At 49.8% G+C, this 17155-nt stretch carries 14 protein-coding genes and 1 other RNA gene; 7 read left to right on the top strand and 8 right to left on the bottom strand.

Annotated elements, in window-relative coordinates; genetic code table 11:
• From C5O22_RS10475 to C5O22_RS10465, 3 genes are all read right to left on the bottom strand, one after another.
• Positions 1-1327, bottom strand: a 1327-nt coding sequence (locus C5O22_RS10475) for a hypothetical protein (RefSeq protein ID WP_207895376.1), incomplete at its 3' end; no start/stop codon positions are given.
• Between the two features lie 22 nt (positions 1328-1349).
• A complete protein-coding gene (locus tag C5O22_RS10470; protein ID WP_132781591.1) occupies positions 1350-2813 on the bottom strand; it encodes an NFACT RNA binding domain-containing protein in 1464 nt (487 codons plus the stop codon).
• 148 nt (positions 2814-2961) lie between these two features.
• Positions 2962-3531: an HD domain-containing protein gene (locus tag C5O22_RS10465; protein WP_132781590.1), complete on the bottom strand. Its 570-nt coding sequence runs from the start codon at positions 3529-3531 to the stop codon at positions 2962-2964.
• Positions 3532-3596: 65 nt separating this feature from the next.
• Here C5O22_RS10465 and C5O22_RS10460 point away from each other — a divergent pair, with 65 nt between their 5' ends.
• Positions 3597-4976: a glycoside hydrolase family 3 N-terminal domain-containing protein gene (locus C5O22_RS10460; protein ID WP_132781588.1), complete on the top strand. Its 1380-nt coding sequence runs from the start codon at positions 3597-3599 to the stop codon at positions 4974-4976.
• 42 nt (positions 4977-5018) lie between these two features.
• A complete protein-coding gene (locus C5O22_RS10455) occupies positions 5019-5810 on the top strand; it encodes a pseudouridine synthase (protein ID WP_132781586.1) in 792 nt (263 codons plus the stop codon).
• Here C5O22_RS10455 and C5O22_RS10450 read toward each other — a convergent pair.
• Together C5O22_RS10450 and ssrA are read right to left on the bottom strand one after the other, a co-directional pair.
• Entirely contained in the window at positions 5764-7056 is a 1293-nt protein-coding gene (locus C5O22_RS10450; protein ID WP_132781584.1) for a peptidase U32 family protein, read from the bottom strand. The genes C5O22_RS10455 and C5O22_RS10450 overlap by 47 nt on opposite strands.
• A 175-nt stretch (positions 7057-7231) precedes the next feature.
• Positions 7232-7582, bottom strand: a transfer-messenger RNA (tmRNA) gene (ssrA, locus tag C5O22_RS10445).
• A 200-nt stretch (positions 7583-7782) separates the two neighbouring features.
• Between ssrA and C5O22_RS10440 the strand changes: the two genes are divergently transcribed.
• Entirely contained in the window at positions 7783-8778 is a 996-nt protein-coding gene (locus tag C5O22_RS10440) for a hypothetical protein (RefSeq protein ID WP_132781582.1), read from the top strand.
• Between the two features lie 134 nt (positions 8779-8912).
• Here C5O22_RS10440 and C5O22_RS10435 read toward each other — a convergent pair whose 3' ends face one another.
• Both C5O22_RS10435 and C5O22_RS10430 read right to left on the bottom strand, forming a co-directional pair.
• Positions 8913-10883 carry a methyl-accepting chemotaxis protein gene (locus tag C5O22_RS10435; protein WP_132781580.1) on the bottom strand — a complete coding sequence of 657 codons (1971 nt, stop codon included), beginning with the start codon at positions 10881-10883 and terminating at the stop codon, positions 8913-8915.
• A 59-nt stretch (positions 10884-10942) separates the two neighbouring features.
• A complete protein-coding gene (locus C5O22_RS10430; protein WP_132781579.1) occupies positions 10943-11434 on the bottom strand; it encodes a deoxycytidylate deaminase in 492 nt (163 codons plus the stop codon).
• A 140-nt stretch (positions 11435-11574) separates the two neighbouring features.
• On the opposite strand from C5O22_RS10430, the gene C5O22_RS10425 reads away from it, so the two are divergent.
• Both C5O22_RS10425 and C5O22_RS10420 read left to right on the top strand, forming a co-directional pair.
• A complete protein-coding gene (locus C5O22_RS10425) occupies positions 11575-12948 on the top strand; it encodes an MATE family efflux transporter (RefSeq protein ID WP_132781577.1) in 1374 nt (457 codons plus the stop codon).
• Between the two features lie 12 nt (positions 12949-12960).
• Complete coding sequence (locus tag C5O22_RS10420) at positions 12961-13428, top strand: MarR family winged helix-turn-helix transcriptional regulator (protein ID WP_132781575.1); 468 nt, start codon at positions 12961-12963, stop codon at positions 13426-13428.
• A gap of 92 nt (positions 13429-13520) precedes the next feature.
• Here the strand turns inward: C5O22_RS10420 and cyaB are convergent, their stop codons facing one another.
• Entirely contained in the window at positions 13521-14129 is a 609-nt protein-coding gene (cyaB, locus tag C5O22_RS10415) for a class IV adenylate cyclase (protein ID WP_132781573.1), read from the bottom strand.
• A 201-nt stretch (positions 14130-14330) separates the two neighbouring features.
• On the opposite strand from cyaB, the gene C5O22_RS10410 reads away from it, so the two are divergent.
• Together C5O22_RS10410 and C5O22_RS10405 are read left to right on the top strand one after the other, a co-directional pair.
• Positions 14331-15257 carry a M23 family metallopeptidase gene (locus tag C5O22_RS10410; RefSeq protein WP_132781571.1) on the top strand — a complete coding sequence of 309 codons (927 nt, stop codon included), beginning with the start codon at positions 14331-14333 and terminating at the stop codon, positions 15255-15257.
• A 40-nt stretch (positions 15258-15297) separates the two neighbouring features.
• Complete coding sequence (locus tag C5O22_RS10405; RefSeq protein ID WP_132781569.1) at positions 15298-17085, top strand: methyl-accepting chemotaxis domain-containing protein; 1788 nt, start codon at positions 15298-15300, stop codon at positions 17083-17085.
• The last annotated feature ends 70 nt before the right edge of the window (positions 17086-17155 follow it).

Genomic DNA, 17155 nt, shown 5'->3' with positions numbered 1-17155 from the left:
ACCATCTCCCTTCGTTGATCATTACGAGTTTTTCTTGCTCTTCCTTTTGTTGCTGGGAAAGGATATACTGGTGAGATTCAAGTAGCTCCGGAACGGTGCTCAGGGCTCGAAGGTACGCCTCCCGGGCTTCTCGCAGGGCCCCCCGATCCAGGGCCTGCCGCGCCTGGACTACCGCCCGCTGGGCTATCGAAAGAAGTTCCACCTGTTTTAACAGGTCCTCCTGGGTACCGCTCGTTTTTTCAATCTGGGATCGGATAAAGGTACCGATGGTTTCCATGGCAAAAAGATCCATTTCCCGTCGTCGCTGAAAATCGGGGAGGCGAAGTATCTGTTCGTTGTTATTCAGATAGGCAATACAACGGGAAACCTGGGAAAGGGCTTCCTCATAGCGGCCCTGCTGGTAGGCCTGCTGGATAGTTTGATAAAAGCCACTTATCTGGGCTTCCACGGAAACCCGTAAGCGCTGCTGTTCTTCCAGCCGGGCCAGTTCTGCGCGGGCCTGTTCAAGGCGGGCCTCCCCTGTGGTAATCTGGGCGGTTATAGCGGCGAGTTCCCGATTCTTTTCTTCCAGATTGGCCCGTAATTGTTGTTCCCGTTGGGCCGATTCTTCCTGAATTCTTTGCCGTTCCGCCTGTAGGGTCTGGATATTTCGGAGGTATTCTGTTCTCAGTTGATTATACGTGGCCTCCGCCTCTGCCTTTTCCCGGGCTAATTGTTGCCTAAACTGTTCGAGTTGTTTTGCATAGTAGGCCTGCCGTTCGGCTTCAAACTTTTTAAGCCGTTCTGCGATAATCGCTTCTGCCAGCCCCTGGGCTTCGAGGCGGATCCGTTCGGCCGCTACCTCTTCCTGAATTTTCCTTCGAATCTCCTCTTCTTTTGCTTTCAGTCGTTCATCGAAGGAAGCCATCATCTTTCGATTTTCTTCTTCCAGGCGACCCAGTTGATTTTGAATTTGGGCAATTTCTTGGGCTTTCTGGAGGAGCTTTTGTTCGGCCTCCTGTTTTATTTGTTGAATCAGTTTCCCTTCGGCGGTATAGATCTGGGCGCGATAGCTGGTCTGTTGGATATCCTCTTGAGAAAAGAACCGAGCAAGGGTCCACAGCAGAAGGATCGTTCCCCCCAACAGGAAAAGGTTGATCACCAGGGGAAACAGGATACCCCGTTTTTGGGGCTTAAAGGGGATGATGTTCTTTGATTCAAGGCCCTCTCGCCGCGTAAGAGCTTCGATTTGGGCTCTGATTTCCCGCTGATCCTCGGGGGAGATCCCTGCCACAAGGGACTCTTCTGTTATTTTATCCTGAGCACGTTCTAACAATCCCTTTGCCAATTCCTTCCTCCTATATGGTATATTATACCGTTTCAACTCGACAATTTTCCAATTCTCGTAATCGGCGTTCTTCTATTTTTATATAAAGGTTTTTTTCCTGGGTTGGTATCACAAGTCCTGTTTTCCCATCCTTTGCCCGGCGTAAATACTTTACCGCCGTGTAGTAGAGATCCGCCGCTCCCGTATTTCGGGCCTTGGAATAAAATACCGCCAGATTCCCCGCATCAAGAAGGATGTCCAGGGGAACGGTCTTGTTTTTTTGAGCCTTGATAAATACATAGCCCCCGGGGACATCCCGGGTATGAAGCCAGAGATCGGCCCCCTTAACATGATGACGGAGTAGTTCATCGTTTTCCCTGGCATCCCGTCCCACGATAATGGTCCAGCCCTGTTTCACAAAGGTAAGGCCGGGCCGTTTTTTATCGGTTCCCTGTTGCGAACTTCCCCGCAACGTTCTGAGCTTGTGATAGAGACGGAAAGGGTTGGTTTCTTGCAACACCTTTTCCATTTCTTGCCGGAGTCGGTCTTCCCGTTCCCTGAATATCTTGAGTTCCTCTTCTAGTTCGGTAAGGCCCTGCTTCGCCTTGCGGTACTGCTGGTACCAGGCTTCGGCATTGGCCACGGCGTTCTTCTGGGGGTCAAGGCGGATCCGTACCGGTTCGTCGGTATAGAAATTGATAGTTTCAAGCCATTCCTGTCCCTTCTGGATAGATGCCACCTGAGCCATGATGAGGTCCCCATACTGTTTCCACTGTTCCGCATGTTGATAAGAGGCCTGTTTCTGTTCAAGATTTTCGATGGTGGCCGCAAGACGGTTTAAGCGCCCTTCGTAAAAACGACGGAGTTCTTCTTTAAGACGTTCTAGCGAAAGGGCTCCCCCTTCGGTGGCATAGTAATCATCCAGTTTCTGGTTAAAGGAGCCTTCCCCCCGCAACTCTCGAACCTCATAGGTTCGACGGGCCATAGGGGCCGTCGGATTACTTGTGCCCGGAGTCTCCGTAGTGGGTTCTCCCGGTCCTCCTTCCTTGCTTTCTGGTCGATAGGTTCCCCCACTTATTTCCCCCCGTTTGGGAAGGCGCCGCATGGCATCAAGGATTGTTCCGGTCTCATCGGTAAGAATCACGTTGGCCGCATTGGACCAGAGCCGACAATAGAGGAAATAGCGGTGTTCCCCCCGGCGTATCGAAAACCGAACAATCCGGTCCTCTCCCAACTGGCACGCCTCCTGGATCCAGCCGTTCAGAATACGGGCCTTAAGGAATTCGGTAAACCGCAGGGGTTTTTCCGGTTTTGGGATGCTTCGACTCGTTTCGTGGATACGGCAGGCTCCCGGCGTAAGGGCAATGAGGAGGGTCCGGGCTTTTCCTCCCTTGTAGAGGTTCAGGGTAAGAATATCAAAGGCGCTCTGTATAATGCCTTGAATTTGGGAACCCGGGAGATCCAGTTCTTCCAGAACCAGGTTGATTTCTTTCCAGTTGAGGGACATGACCGCATTTTAGCATAAAGCGGGGAAAATAACTATTGAGAGAAACAAAGGCAGGATCGGTGTTTTTTCTTTTTATCAGCCCTTATTCAGCCTTATAAAGGAGAAGGGACTAGTAGGAAAGCTAGAACGACCCGTGTAAAAGGGGGTGCTATTTTCCCTTCCGTCTCTGGGGAGATTTTCCTGGACCCTCTGGTTCTGGAGGTATGCCGATCAATATTAGGGGGTTTGTCATGGCGAATACTTCTTTGAGGGCAACCAGTTTATCCACCAGGCACACCAGGAGACTTTCTTTGTAAAGGGGTGGCCAGGGAGTAAGGGGAAACATGTGTTTTTCGATGCAATCTATTTCCCGGGATGAAAGGGGCCCAAAATCGGCTTCCGCATTTTCCCGGGCTTCCCGGGGATGGTGAAAACCGTGGAGCTTGCCATTGCGGGGCCGCGCAATTCGCCAGTCGTAAAAGAAATAGTCATGCAAGAGGGCCCCCCGGACAAGTTCTGCCAGGTGTTTTCGAAAACCTAAGAGTCGGGCAATCACGAAACACCAAAAGGCCACGGTCACCACGTGGTCAGCAATGGAACCATCGTGGTGCGCAATGGTTCTGAGGCGATGAAAAGAGCCCTGCAACACTATGGGGGCTGCCAGGCTATAAAAGAGGGGATGCTTATACAAATACCGATCCGCCTTTGAGAAAAAAGACATCGACGAAATAGCTTTCATGGCTTTCCTTATTATAAAAATATACGTTATTTACGCGGCGGCGGACAATAGTATAGGATGGGACTATGCGTCTTTTTGCTCCGTTCGTTATTACCAGTTGTGCGGTGGCCCTTCTTGCCTGTTCCCCTACCTCTTCTGGGTCGGTACCGGCGAGGATTTTCCCCGGCCACGCGCCCGTACATCAGAACAAAGCTTTTTCTCAGAGTCCGCAGGGGGAATCCTTTACAAAGGGAGGTTCCTCCGAAAGGGATGCTGTTCAGCAAGAAACAGACAGGCCATTCCAGAACTTAAAAGCCCTGGTGGAAGCCCTCCCTGATGAGGTCCTCGCGGCCCAGGTGCTCCTCTCGGGGGTGGATGGGAAGGGGCGGCCTTCAGCTGCCATGGAGGCCCTGTTACGGGAAATTCCCGTGGGTGGGGTCATGTTGTTCCGCTATAACATCAGTTCCACCGCTTCTGGCCTGGCTCAGTATACCGCCACCCTGCGGGAGTTACTCCGGCGCAGGTATGAAATATCCATCCCCCGAGAGAAAAATAACCGGGAGATCGCCATTCTTTTCCCTTTTATAGCGATTGATCACGAGGGGGGCTCGGTGGATCGCCTATACCCTCTTACAAGTTTTTTCCCCGCTCCCGGCCGGTACGCCATTGAGCAGGGCCTATTCCCGGGAAGGCCGCCCCTTTCCGCCGATGCGGTGCAACGGAGCCTGGATGCGGTAGCATCGGCGGCCTACAAGGCCGGGAAGGACCTTGCATCCCTGGGATTTACCCTGAATCTGGCTCCCCTGGCCGAACCGCTCACTGCCGAAAACGCCCCCTTTGTGGGGGATCGCAGTTTTGGTTCGGATCCCGCCTATGTGGCTGCCGCTGCGGCGGCCTTTGTCGGGGGAATGGATAGGGCGGGAATCGCCACGGTGGCAAAGCATTTTCCCCACAGCTCAGCGGTGGACCCCCACCGGGACGTGGCAATTCTGGATACATCCCTGGAGGAGCTTTCCCTCTGGATGCTCCCCTTCCAGCGGCTTGCGGTCATGGAAGGGGGGCCTTCCGCCATCATGGTTTCCCATAGTATGATTACACCCCTGGATGCCCATCGTCCCGCAAGCCTTTCTTCAACCGTGATTCAGCGATGGCTTAGGGAAACGCTGGGCTATCAGGGAATAGCCATGGCCGATGACTTTGCCATGGGGGCCATTGCAAAAACGGGAAAGCCCCCTGAAACAGCGGTGGTAGAGGCCCTCGCGGCGGGTATCGATATGGTGATGGTCTGGCCCCCCGATCTAAGGCGGGTGCATCGGGCGATCCTTAGGGCTTTAAAAAATGGCCAGCTTGCCCGTTCTCGGCTGGAGGATGCGGTACAGCGTATTTTGAGGCAGAAGGCCCGCTATGGGCTTCTGCGGGAGGATATGGTGACTTCCTCTGAAGGAGTCCCACGGAAAGAGCATTGAACAGAGGGAATACCCTCGTTTTTAGGAGTAAAAGAGACGAGCATGACCGACTTTTTGGAAGATTCCCGGGTCCTGTACACTCACCCTAAGGTTGTGGTGGTGAATAAGCGGGTTGGAGAGGCCGTGGAAGGCGCCCGTCCCGGCATGGTGGATCTGGCGATGTTGCTGCGGAATTGGTTACACACTCAAAGGGAAACTCTCCCTGTTTCTGGGGATCCCTTCCCGGTACATCGCCTTGATGTGCCGGTTTCGGGGGCCGTGCTTTTTGGCATTAGCCGAGAAGGAATAGCCAGGTATTCTTCTTTTTTTGCAAAGGGCCTCGTGAAAAAGATATACTGGGCGGTGGTAGAAAAGCCTTCCCATCCTATCCCAGAAGAGGCGCTCCTGATCCATCGCCTTGAGTGGAATCGAAAAGCCAATAAGGTTTATGCCTTTCCGGTGGATGCTTCGGTGGCGGATCCAAGGGTAGGGCGCCTCCAGTACCGTATCGTAGGTTCAGGGGATCGGTACCTTTTTCTGGAAATAGAACTTCTTACCGGGAAACACCATCAGATTCGCGCCCAGCTTGCCGCAGCGGGTCTTCCCGTTAAGGGGGACATAAAATATGGGGCCCGCCGCAGTGAAACGGGAGGAGGCATCCGGCTTCATAGCCGGCTTCTCGCCTTCCCAGACCCGGAAGTAGTGTTTTCTCAGGGCACCCAAACTTCACCGGGGCATTCCTTATCTCAGGGACCTTTCCCAATGCATCTTTCCGGACTGCCCCGTCGGGAGATCGTAGCCCCCCTTCTTACGCAGGATTCTCTGTGGGAAGCTTTTCTTTCGAAGGTCTCGTGAGGAAAGATTCCTCTGTTTTTTCCCATCGATACACAATATCCCCCTCCCGTATTTTTACGGGACAGGGAAGGGTGCAGCGGGTCCCCTTCGGAGCTCGGCGTACCACCTCGTCTTCTATCCGTAGTTCCTGTACGGGCAGTTCGATAAGCCCCGTGGTTTTTCCGGTGATAAGGAGTTCCTCTCCTACCGAGAGATCCCCCGCTTGTAACAGGATTTCTGCCACCTGGGCCCGATCAAAATAATTCACCACCTTTCCGAGGTGTATTTTCCGTCGGCTAGCCTTAGAGCCGTACGAATCGGACCATTCCCCCATGGTTTTCCCGAGGTAATGGCCTTCCCAGAACCCCCGGTTGAATACCCGGGCTAACCGTTCATTCCAGATCTTAATCTTATCAGCGGTAAAGGTTCCCTCTTCAATAGCATCCAGGGCTTCCCGATAGCAGGAAGTGGTGGTGGCCACATATTCTGGAGAACGGGACCGTCCTTCAATCTTAAAGACTTCGATGCCTGCGGCAACCAATTGGTCAAGAATATCAATGGTTTTAAGGTCCCGGGAAGAAAGGAGATACCCCTCTGCCACTTCAATTTCGTTGCCGTTTACCGTGTCGATAAGACGATAGCTGCGGCGACAACTGTGGAGACAGGCCCCCCGATTAGCGGAGCTTCCCATCATATGGAGGCTCAGGTAACACTTACCCGAATAGGCCATGCAGAGGGCCCCATGGACAAAGGCCTCAAGGCGAAGGGGTCGCTGAGAAGGACCCTGAAGGTTTTCTTCCTGGATAAACTGCGCAATGCGGCGAATCTGGGGGAGGGACAATTCCCGGGCCAGAACAATCACCTCTGCGAAGGAGCTATAGAACCGGAGGGCCTCCCGATTGGTGATATTCGCCTGGGTCGAAAGATGTACGGGAACTCCATAGCGCCGGGCAATCTGGAGTACCGCCATATCATGGGCGATGATCCCATCAAATTGAAGGTGGGCCAGGTCTGCTACCAGAGACTCAATATCCTCTAGTTCCTCATCAAAGACTACCGCATTTAGGGTACAGTAGGCCCGTACTTTTTTGTGGGCACAGCGGGTGCGAATTTCTTCGAGATCGGCCTGCGTAAAGCCTTTACTCGAAAGGGAACGCATATCGTAGGCCCCAATGCCAAAGTAAATGCTATTTGCCCCTGCCTGGATGGCTGCTTCTAGGGTTTCAAAGGAACCGGCCGGTGACAGGAGTTCTAAATGGCGACCCATTCTGTGTTTTGTGTTCCTCCGTGATAGAAAAGATTTGTTTTGGGGGATGAAAAATAGCCTTGATGATTTTTCGATGCTCCCGATCCCTCTGCAAAGGTTATTTCCCGAGGAGGAGTTTTGGGCTTCCCGGCTTTTACATCTCCCAATCCTTAGGAATTAGGGACTGCAACTGTCTTGTTGGAGGTGGCGGGAGTCGAACCCGCGTCCTGGCATGCGAACCGTAAACCTCTACAGGTTTAGCCGTGGATTCGTATTGTCGGGAAAGGCTTGGCTTCACGGCAGGCGGCCTTTCCGTATCCCAGAATTGTCTCGTTCCTTCCCGTCCGGGCCCGGGAAGAAACCAGCCCTGTTTGCGACGGAATAACAGCCCCTCAGGGCGGCGGAACTGTTTTCCGGCTATGGCTGTTTACGCAGCCAGAGCTAAACTGTCGTTGTCGGCAGTTATAGTTGTGCCGAATGTTAGGAGGTCGGCGCTCCACCTGCAGCCTACGCCCCGAATCATGCCAGTCGAAACCGGTACACCCCCGATGTGTGCTTTCTTTAAACAACCGGTATAAAAGATACGATAATTAAAGAGATGCGTCAACCAAGTGGTTTTTCGCCGGTGGCCTTTTAAACCACCAGAAGCTTTTTAAAGGGGGAAAAGAGGAATACGGCCTGGTCAGGGGGATCAAAAAGATTTTTCCCTGTTGACCTCTTTGGTTCTTAGGGGTACTCTTAAAAAATATGGAAGCCTGTGTGGATACCTGGGATGTTATAAAAACCGAATGGACCTCTTTCGCATTATCTAAGGAAGAAGAGGATCTTCTCTTTCAGGTAGTTGATACTCTCCGACAACGAGATCCGGAAGAGGCTGACCTTGTCCTCCGTCGTTTTGATGATCTTCGGGAATATGGTAAGGCTATTACTCGCTTCCCTTCGGTAACCCTCTCTCAGGTAATTCAAGGGAAGGAGCGGAATGAACAAACCCTGGTTTCTTCCCTGTGTCACATTTCCCATCGTACCGGTTTTTTACATACCCCCACGCGGGTGGTTGCCTCGAGGAGCTTCCTGGTGGCAAAAAGCCATGCCTTTTCTCTCCTGGCCCTTGTGTGTAGCGATAATCCTTCCCTCCAAAGGGAAATTCGCCATGTCATATTTTCTACCGCCTGTGCCCTTATGGCAGAGGATGTATATCTTTCCTGTTTAGAGGATCCCGATTTCCCGGTAGAGGTAAAGGAAGAACTCGCGGCGGACCTGGTGCATCTCTGGGATCGGGGCATAGATCCCCGGGCTTCTCAGCATGTGCCTGCCCTGGAGGCCCTATGGTTTGTGCGGAACGAAAATTGCCCTTCCTTTGGAACCATGGATGGTTCCAGTGAATTGTTCCGTCTTTCCCTTGAGTTAGGATCCGATTGGCAAGACTTTTTGCTCCATAACCTGGCCGATAGTCAGGTGCAATCTGCCCTGGAAGAATTTGTCTTTGGTCTTTCCTTTGAAGAAATAGAAGAAATTCGGAGCATCCTCGCTCATCGGGGTATTCTTGCCATCAATACGGAAGAGCTCCGTGTCTTTTTAGGCAAAAGGAACTCCTATTCGGAGATTATCCCCGAGGATCCCCGTTCCCTGTACGATTTTTATGTGGAGCGAAAAGAGGCGGCCCGTTTCCGATGTAGGTCGAAACAAGCGGGTCCCTGGAAAACTATAGAAGAAATGTACCTGATCTATCGATTTTCAAAATAAAAGGCCCACTTGAAGAATTGCCCTCTTTTTACGTATGCCCTCTATGGCGCCTATGGTGGTGTTTCTCCTAGGGGTGCTGAGAGGCGTCTGGCTCTTTAAAGCGTAGATAACCTATTTTCTTGAAAAGAGCCCGTTTATCTGATAGAAATCGGGGGACGTTTTACCTGAACCCCCCGTTCATCAATTCCTGCCTCCCGCGGGTCTGTTTCAGATAGATGGGGAACATCGTTTTCCTCCAGCGTGCTGGATCCCTGGGTAATTTTGAATACCTGAAGGGCTCGTTCGAGTTCTTCTGCCCCTTCGCGGCTCTGGATACTCAGGGCTTCCACATGGCTCATGCTTTCTAGAATTTCCCGGGAACCTACTTCGATTTCGCTGATACCCCGCAGGGTTTCCTGGGAAATCATCTGGATATTCTCCATTGCATCCTGAATAGCCTGGTGCTGCTGGTACATCCGGGCAGTTCCCTCCCGGTATCCCTGGGTCGTTCGTATTGAATCCTGAATGGCCTCTCCAATAGAACGGGCTTCTTGACTCGTGCTGGCGGCGGTTTGGGAAATGCTCTTGAGTTGGTTTACAAATTCGCTCGCGTCCTTACTCAGGGTATCCAGGAAACTGGCTGAACTCGTACTGAGGGTAAGGGCTTCGTTAATCTTAGTGGTGATGGCGGTGAGGGCCTGTTCTATCCGCTGGGCGTTTTCCTGAGTGGATTCGGCGAGCTTGCGAATTTCTTCCGCTACTACCGCAAAGCCCGCTCCGGCTTCACCGGCATGGGCGCTTTCTATGGCCGCATTCATCGAAAGAATGTTGGTCTGCTCTGAAATTTGGTCGATCAGGGTGATAATTTCCGCAATGTTCTGCACATCCCGATACACCGATTTAATGGTATCGTTGGTGTTTTGAACTTTTTCGCTCCCTTCTACCACCAATTGTCGCAGGCCTTCAGCCCCCTCTGCCTGTCGGTTCAGGTTTTCTGAAACTTCCTGTACCGCCCGCAATGCCCGATTCAAATTTTCTCCCGCTTCTTGCATACTGGTGGTCTGACTTACGGTTTCATCTTTAAATCGTTCCAGGTAGGTACCGATATCTTCCAATGCGCTCGATGCCTGTTGAATGGCAGAATCGAGCAACTCAAATTGATTTTTTATGCTTTCAATGTTTTTGTTTATTTGGTTAAGGGCGGCGGCAGTCTCGGTAGTCCCCGCCGAAAGGCTTTCCTTTAGTGCGGTTACCCGCCGTGCGGATTGTTGAATGGAAATAAAGAGTCGATTGATAGATTGAATCACCCCCGTAAGATGGCTTGCAATCTGACCGATTTCATCTTTCCCCAGGGTGGGAGGAAGGCGGGTAAAATCACGATCCGCCAGGGCTCGTAAGTGTTCTTCGATAATCTGGGTCCTACGGGCAATGCGCCGCGAAAAAACAATGGTATACAAAAGGGAAAGCCCAATAACCAGGAAGAAGATGGCAAGGCTCCCAATAATGGCCCGTTGAATTTGTCGCGCCACACTGTTTTCTATGGTTTGTTCGAGGGTTTTGAGCAGTCTATTGAACCCATCGTTTGCGAGGGCCACACTGTAAAGGGCGCGGCGCAGGTTATCATAGTAGTAATAACTTGAAAAATCGATCTCGTTAGACCGAAACAACCGCTCCATTTCTCCCTGAATCCCATCGGTTCCTGCTTTGGCAATAGATGGGTATTTTTCTACCGTATATTTTTTAAAATCCTCCAGGGCGATATTTATTTTATTGATGTTAGTTTTGGTAAACTCCCAGAGACTCAGGGTGTTTTCTATTTGTCTTTGCGCTTCTTCTCCAAGTTTTGTAAGGGCCGGCTCCTGGCTCAAGGCAATGAGGTTATTCTCAAATGTGCTTATTCTTTCTGCAAAACGCTGTTCCTGAACCTCGAGGGGCTCATTGGTGGTGATAAACTGATAGGATCCCATGAGTACCTGGGTCCAGCTATAAATGAGATGAGTTGTATCCCGGGCGATCTTATTGTAATGAAGAATTTGAAAGGTTTCAAAACCAATGTAGGTTATCACGAGTCCTAGGGCAAGAATAATCACCCCAATTCCACTCAAGAGTTTTCCAAAAATACGCACGCCCTTTTCCCTCTTACCTCGATAATTTTTACGGCCCACATCTATTTCTTGGTATCCCCTTATTGATTATCGTATTTTTCGGTTTCTTCGTTAAAGTAGTCAAGTTTAATCCCCGCCTGGGCGAACATGGCCTCCGAATCTTTGGCATCGTGGTACCGTTTCTGACACACCACCCGTTTAATGCCACAATTGATAATCAGCATGGCGCAGGTCCGACAGGGGGTCATCTTACAGTACAGGGTTGCCCCATCGATGGCGATCCCCCGTTTTGCGGCTTGACAAATAGCGTTCTGTTCCGCATGAACGGTCCGTACACAGTGGGTGGTTACCGTTCCATCTTCGTGAACGAGTTTTTTTAGTTGATGCCCCACATCATCACAGTGGGGTAGCCCCGCCGGGGCTCCCACGTACCCCGTAACCAGAATCTGGTTATCCTTTGCAATGACACAGCCCGAGCGGCCCCTATCACAGGTGGCTCGCTTTGCAATGGCGTTGCATACTTCCATAAAGTATTCATCCCAAGTGGGACGCACGTAGGGTTTATCTGCCATGGATGTTCCTCAAAAATTGCCCTCCCTCTATTAACGGCGGGAGTGGAATGTTAAGCGCTATTGTACCATGATTCTACAAAAATGTAAGTATCTAAGTATCTTGACGGATAAAATGTTTTTATATTAAAAATATTTTACGTATGAAAGATTTAACCCGTGGTAATGTCCCTCTTCAATTGGTACTTTTTTCCCTTCCCATGTTGTTAGGAAATGTGTTTCAACAATTCTATAACATGGTAGATAGCTGGGTAGTGGGCCAGTTTGTTGGTACGATTGCCCTTGCGGCGGTGGGGACCTCCTTTCCTATCCTGTTTTTAATGGTCGCCCTCGTAATGGGGTTTGGAATGGGGGCCAATGTGCTTATTGCCCAATACTACGGTGCCAAAGATTTTGCAAAGGTTCGCGCCGTTATTGAAACCACCTATCTGGTCCTTTTCTGGATGAGCCTGGTGCTGACGGTGCTGGGACTTGCAGCGGCCCGGCCGATTTTGCTCCTTTTGCGGGTTCCCGCCGAAGTTCAAGAGTCAGCGCTTTTGTATCTTCGCATAATTTTTGGGGGACTCTTTTTTACCTTTGCTTACAATGGGGTCGCCGCCATTCTGCGAGGCCTCGGGGATTCCATGACTCCCCTGTATATGCTTATCGCTTCTACGCTCATTAATGTGGCGTTGGATCTTTTTTCGGTGCTGGTCCTCCGTATGGGGGTCGCGGGGGTGGCCCTAGCAACGGTGATTGCCCAGGCGATTTCGGTGGCAGGTTCCTTGTGGTATCTTAACCGAAACCATGAACTGTTGGCCACGGATTTTAGGCATCTTTCATTTGATAAGGAAATTTTCCTGCTAAGCCTTAAGATTGGGCTTCCCTCCGGAATCCAGCAGGCCCTGGTGGCGATGGGAATGATGTTCATGTCGGCGGTGGTCAACAGTTTTGGCCCGGTGGTTATGGCCGGTTTTGCGGCCGCAAGCCGGATCGATTCTTTTATAGGAATGCCGGCGATGAATATCAGTATGGCCCTTTCCACCTTTACGGGACAGAACCTAGGGGCGGGGAAAAGCCAGCGGGTCCACGAAGGGTACCGGGTGGCCCTGGGAATTGCCGAGGGCATTACGGTAGTGTTATCGGCAATCCTGCTGTGGTATGCGGAACCCCTGGTTGGCCTTTTTACGACCGATGGAGCAGTGATTGCTACTGGCGCCCAGTATCTGCGTATTATTGCGCCCTTTTACCTCGTATTTACGTTGATGTTTATCACCAACGGCGTGATTCGGGGTTCCGGCGAGGCAATGGTCCCCATGGTTTCAACCCTCTGCGCTATGTGGCTTGTGCGGGTCCCCGCGGCGGTTCTTTTTTCAACAGTATGGAAGGTAGTTGGCATCTGGTGGGCCATGCCCACTGGGTGGTTTGTGGGGGCTACGATTGCCCTGGTATACTATTTTTCCGGGAAATGGAAACAAAAAGTGGTGGTTCATCCCTCGCTGCGTGAGGAAGCCGTAGAGCCAGAGGTTGCTTCATAGAGGGGGCTTCCTATGGATGAGAAGGTGCTCCGGCTTGCTCAGGAGGTAATCGCCCTTTTTGTGGAGTTTAAAAAATTCTTTCGGGAATGTATGACCACCGGGGAAGAACTCCTTTCTCCTGAACGGTTTCAGTGTTTACTGCACCTTTCTCGGCTGGATGAGGCGGGCTTAACAGCCCTGAGCGAGATGCTCCATGTTTCTTCCTCGGCCCTCTGTATCATGCTGGGGGGCCTCGAGAAAGAGGGCCTTGTTGAACGAGAACGAAGCCCCAATGACCGTCGGGAGGTGCGGTATCGCATTACCCCCCGGGGAAGAGCGATGGTAGAAACCGAAAAGGAACGGCGAAGCCTTCTTCTTGCCCGGTACCTCTCCTCTTTTTCAGAGGCCGAACAGGAACAGCTTAAGAAGCTTGTGGAAGGGTTATCTCTTTTTTTAAAGAAGATGGGCCGTGAAGGAAAAGGGGGCCCCTTTTCTTCTTGATTCCTTTAGAGGCTTTTGTCTCTGTTGGTCTCCAATGAAAAAGGGCCGCCCGTAAGGGGGCTTTGATGGAGCGGGCTTTTTCAAAGCGGGATTTATGTCTTCTGGGAATTTTTTATCTTTTCTAGGAGCATCTCCGTGTAATAACGATTTTCTATCTGGTCCCGGGGGATACCGATTTTTTCAAGACAGTTATAGAGTGCTTCCTGGGCTTCCTGGATGGAATGATCTTGATGGGAGGGCAGATTTTTTTCGTCTTCCAATAGAATTTCTAGCTCTACAAAGGTTCCCAAGCCTTTGATCTGACATAATTCTATGGTGATGTGGTCCCACTGCCAGGCCTGTCCCTGTTTATGTTTTCGAATCCAGACGGTAAACCCCAGGGCTTCCAGAAGCCGTTCAAAAGCCTGTTGATCGGAGACAGAAAATTCCACTTCCTGGTTTACTTCGGTTCCCTGGCGTACTTCTTTTTGCTTAAAGGTCACATAACAGACTGAACCATCCCGGCGAATCCGAATACCCGACCCCAGCATGGGATGTCGTGGCCTTTCTGTCGTACTCGATGTTTCCTCCACAACATTTGCTGGAAGCCAATAGCTATCCTCTTTTTCAAAATTCCGAAGATATGAAGCAAACCCTTCAATGTTTTTTCGAGTTTTTTCTACGTCTTTTACCCATGCTTTCACTTCTACTTCGGTAGCCATAGCATGCTCCTATAAAAAGTCAACCGGGAAGTTGTCGATGTACTTCCCCTCAGACCGACCACATCGGCCTGGAAAAACCTCTTATAGCGTCGGTCCCCTAGTTTTTACCAATCCGGTGGTCCATTGGTAGGGTAGATCCCGGCCATATCCCTTGTCTTTCCTTATTCAGGAATACCATATTTGTTCCGATACTGAAAAGGCATGAATAAGCGAATTTCTCTGGTGCTCCTGGTGTGGATGGTTCTCGTATATGCGGGAACTACCCAGGAACAGATTCACGTAGTTCAAAAAGGGGAAACCCTCTATAGTATTGGGCGCACCTACGGAATAAAACCCGAAGAAATCGCCCGATTCAATGGAATTTCTCTGAATAGCCCCATAAAGATAGGTCAGAAACTTCGAATTCCTTCTGGAAATGGTGTTTCTTCTCTTTCAGGTTCAGGGAATACCAGAGAAGAAAAACAGAAAACCATCTCCTATCGGGTAGAACGGGGGGACACCCTCTATAGTCTTGCCCGACGTCATAATACCACCGTAGATGCCATCCGAAGACTGAATAATATGTCCCCCCAGACAATCCTCCGGGAAGGCATGGTGCTTCTTTTGCCTGCTCCTCCTGAAGGGGAGGGATCCGCTCCAATAAGCTCAAATTCCACGTCTGTCTCTGGAGGAGGTTCCGTTTCTGGTGGAAAAGAAGATCCGTCTTCTACCGGCCCATCCGATTCGGGAAAAGGAGCAAATCCTACTCTCGGGCGCTCTCAACAAAATAATCCCGTTCTTCGGTGGCCTATCCAGGCCAAATCCATAAGTACCATGACAGGAAAACTCCAGGGGGTAATACTTACCGGTGAGATATCAGAAAGCGTTAAAAGTCTTTCCCCGGGTATCGTTGTTTCGGCTGGCCCCTATCGTGGTTTTGGACGGGTTGCCATTGTCCAGGCCCCCGAGGGGTATCTGTACGTGTATGGGGGCTGTGCATCCCTCTCGGTTACAGAGGGAGAACGGGTTATTCCTGGAACGGAACTCGGAAAACTGGGTGTGGATTCTATAAGTAAAAAACCCCAATTATTCTTCATGGTATATCGCAATAATGTGGCTATCGATCCGGAGAAGGCTCCCCGCTATTAACGGTTTGATTATCTTCTTTTAAAGAATTATACTCTTTTTTATGGACCACGAACAGCTTGCCGTAAGTATCACAGAAAACATACATCAGGTAGTGATGGACTCAGAGCAGGTCTTTCTTTCTTTAGGAGAAAGGGCTCCTATTTTTGTTAAAGAAATGGAGAACAGTCTTGCCACAGTCCGGCATTCCCTGGAACGTATTTGTAATGGAGAAAGCTTCGAAAAGGCAATACAGACCCTTTTTAACAAAGTTAAAAATATCTATACCATCGCGGGAGAGGATTTTAAAAAGGTAAATGCGAAAAGTGTAGCCCTCTATCAACAACTCCAGATGGCGGTGAATCAACTTACGGATTTAGGGAAAAAAATAGAAAACATCAAATATGATGCGGATGAAATGGAACTGGTTTCAATTAATGCCCTGACTGGTGCTATAAAATCTGGTGTGGCAGGCAAGGGTTTTGCGGTGATCACCGATGAATTACGCCGAATTACCGATCAGACCCTGGAAACGACCCGGCACATTATGCAAGAATCGGCCACCATTTTACAGCACCTTTCGGTATATAATCAAAAACTGCAAGACCTGGATCGCTTCCAGGCAGAACTCTTTTCGGGATTAGATCAAAAAATAGAAGGGCTTTTTTTTTCTCTCCGGGAACCAATTCTTGCTATCTCCGAAAAGATGAAAACCCTGATTGAAAAGGCCGAGAAAATCCGGGGACCCGTTCTTGCTACCATGGAAACGGTGCAAGAACAGGATATCCTTCGTCAGTCTCTAGAACATGTGTTACTCTTAATGCAGGAATATATTCAGATCTCCCAGACGAATGAATTTGAAGAGGCGGATCTCCAGGTTTTTCAGGGACAGTGTCTTTCTATTGCTCTTTCGATTGTAGAGGATGTAGAACATCGTATTTCTCGCTGTGTTGAAGTATTCAGGAGAAGCAGAGAATCAATAGAAGGAATTTTACAAATAGGGGAAAAGATTCGTTCTGAAATTGTACGGCAGGATCTAAGCCAGGGAGAACAAGGAGGAGTAATAAGAAACTTAAAAGAGATTTATATCCTTATTGAAAAATTAGGTACCCAGTTAGAACAATTTATTCGTGAACGACAACAACTGGTTTCTATGGGGGGGCAAATAACGTTTCGTCTTTCTACCCTGTTAACCTATTTTAAAAAACAGGATCGGCTCGTGCAACGTCTTAAGACTGTTGATATGGCGGCCCGGATTGAAATCGCAAAATATCCTGTTTTGCGTTCTATAAAAAATACTATTATGTCTATGAGTGAGCTTATAGAAACAATAGGTCGCGATCTTTTTGATGCCCACGAAAGCATACATGCCTTTACTCAAACGACTAACCAGGAAATAACGGTCTTTTTTCAGAATTTTGAAGAGGAATCGAAACTCTTGTGGAGTGCCAAGGCACAATTAGAGAATTTATACCATGAGCTTGAAAGTTTCTCTGATAATCTTATGGAAGGGGTTCGACATTTCTCGCTGTTTTCTTCTGAATTCCTTGCGATAGTTCAAAATCAAAAAAAGGATTTCGAAAATCTCTCATTGCTAGAAAAAAATGTGCAGAACTTAAAACACTACCTTACTTCACTTATAGAAGAATCGAAACACTCCCGTTTGACGAAGGAATCAGAGGCAGAGGAAATGCAGGAACTCCATTCTCAGCGACTTCGGGAAATAATAGAAAGGTTTACTATTTTTGCCCATAAACAGGTGGCCCATGAACTTGTCGGAACGGAGACTGCCCTACTGAACGAAGAAGATACGGTGAGTGTGGAAGAAGGGTCGATTACCTTTTTTGAATGAATAAAAATTGATATGTCAAAAAGTGTATTATTTGTTCTGTGACCACATAATAAAATTAAAAATGGTGTGG

The sequence above is a fragment of the Treponema sp. J25 genome (assembly GCF_004343725.1).
Classification (GTDB): Bacteria; Spirochaetota; Spirochaetia; order Treponematales; family Breznakiellaceae; genus J25.
Note: the sequence above shows the minus strand (reverse complement) of the source record. Positions and strands in the feature narration are given on the sequence as shown.

Excerpts from the sequence above, each read along its gene's own strand:
- C5O22_RS10465 (WP_132781590.1), bottom strand. The coding sequence starts at position 3,531 with ATGAAAGCTATTTCGTCGATGTCTTTTTTCTCAAAGGCGGATCGGTAT.
- C5O22_RS10430 (WP_132781579.1), bottom strand. The coding sequence starts at position 11,434 with ATGGCAGATAAACCCTACGTGCGTCCCACTTGGGATGAATACTTTATG.
- C5O22_RS10420 (WP_132781575.1), top strand. The coding sequence starts at position 12,961 with ATGGATGAGAAGGTGCTCCGGCTTGCTCAGGAGGTAATCGCCCTTTTT.
- C5O22_RS10455 (WP_132781586.1), top strand. The coding sequence starts at position 5,019 with ATGACCGACTTTTTGGAAGATTCCCGGGTCCTGTACACTCACCCTAAG.
- C5O22_RS10460 (WP_132781588.1), top strand. The coding sequence starts at position 3,597 with ATGCGTCTTTTTGCTCCGTTCGTTATTACCAGTTGTGCGGTGGCCCTT.
- C5O22_RS10425 (WP_132781577.1), top strand. The coding sequence starts at position 11,575 with ATGAAAGATTTAACCCGTGGTAATGTCCCTCTTCAATTGGTACTTTTT.
- C5O22_RS10410 (WP_132781571.1), top strand. The coding sequence starts at position 14,331 with ATGAATAAGCGAATTTCTCTGGTGCTCCTGGTGTGGATGGTTCTCGTA.
- C5O22_RS10440 (WP_132781582.1), top strand. The coding sequence starts at position 7,783 with ATGGAAGCCTGTGTGGATACCTGGGATGTTATAAAAACCGAATGGACC.
- C5O22_RS10405 (WP_132781569.1), top strand. The coding sequence starts at position 15,298 with ATGGACCACGAACAGCTTGCCGTAAGTATCACAGAAAACATACATCAG.
- cyaB (WP_132781573.1), bottom strand. The coding sequence starts at position 14,129 with ATGGCTACCGAAGTAGAAGTGAAAGCATGGGTAAAAGACGTAGAAAAA.
- C5O22_RS10470 (WP_132781591.1), bottom strand. The coding sequence starts at position 2,813 with ATGTCCCTCAACTGGAAAGAAATCAACCTGGTTCTGGAAGAACTGGAT.
- C5O22_RS10450 (WP_132781584.1), bottom strand. The coding sequence starts at position 7,056 with ATGGGTCGCCATTTAGAACTCCTGTCACCGGCCGGTTCCTTTGAAACC.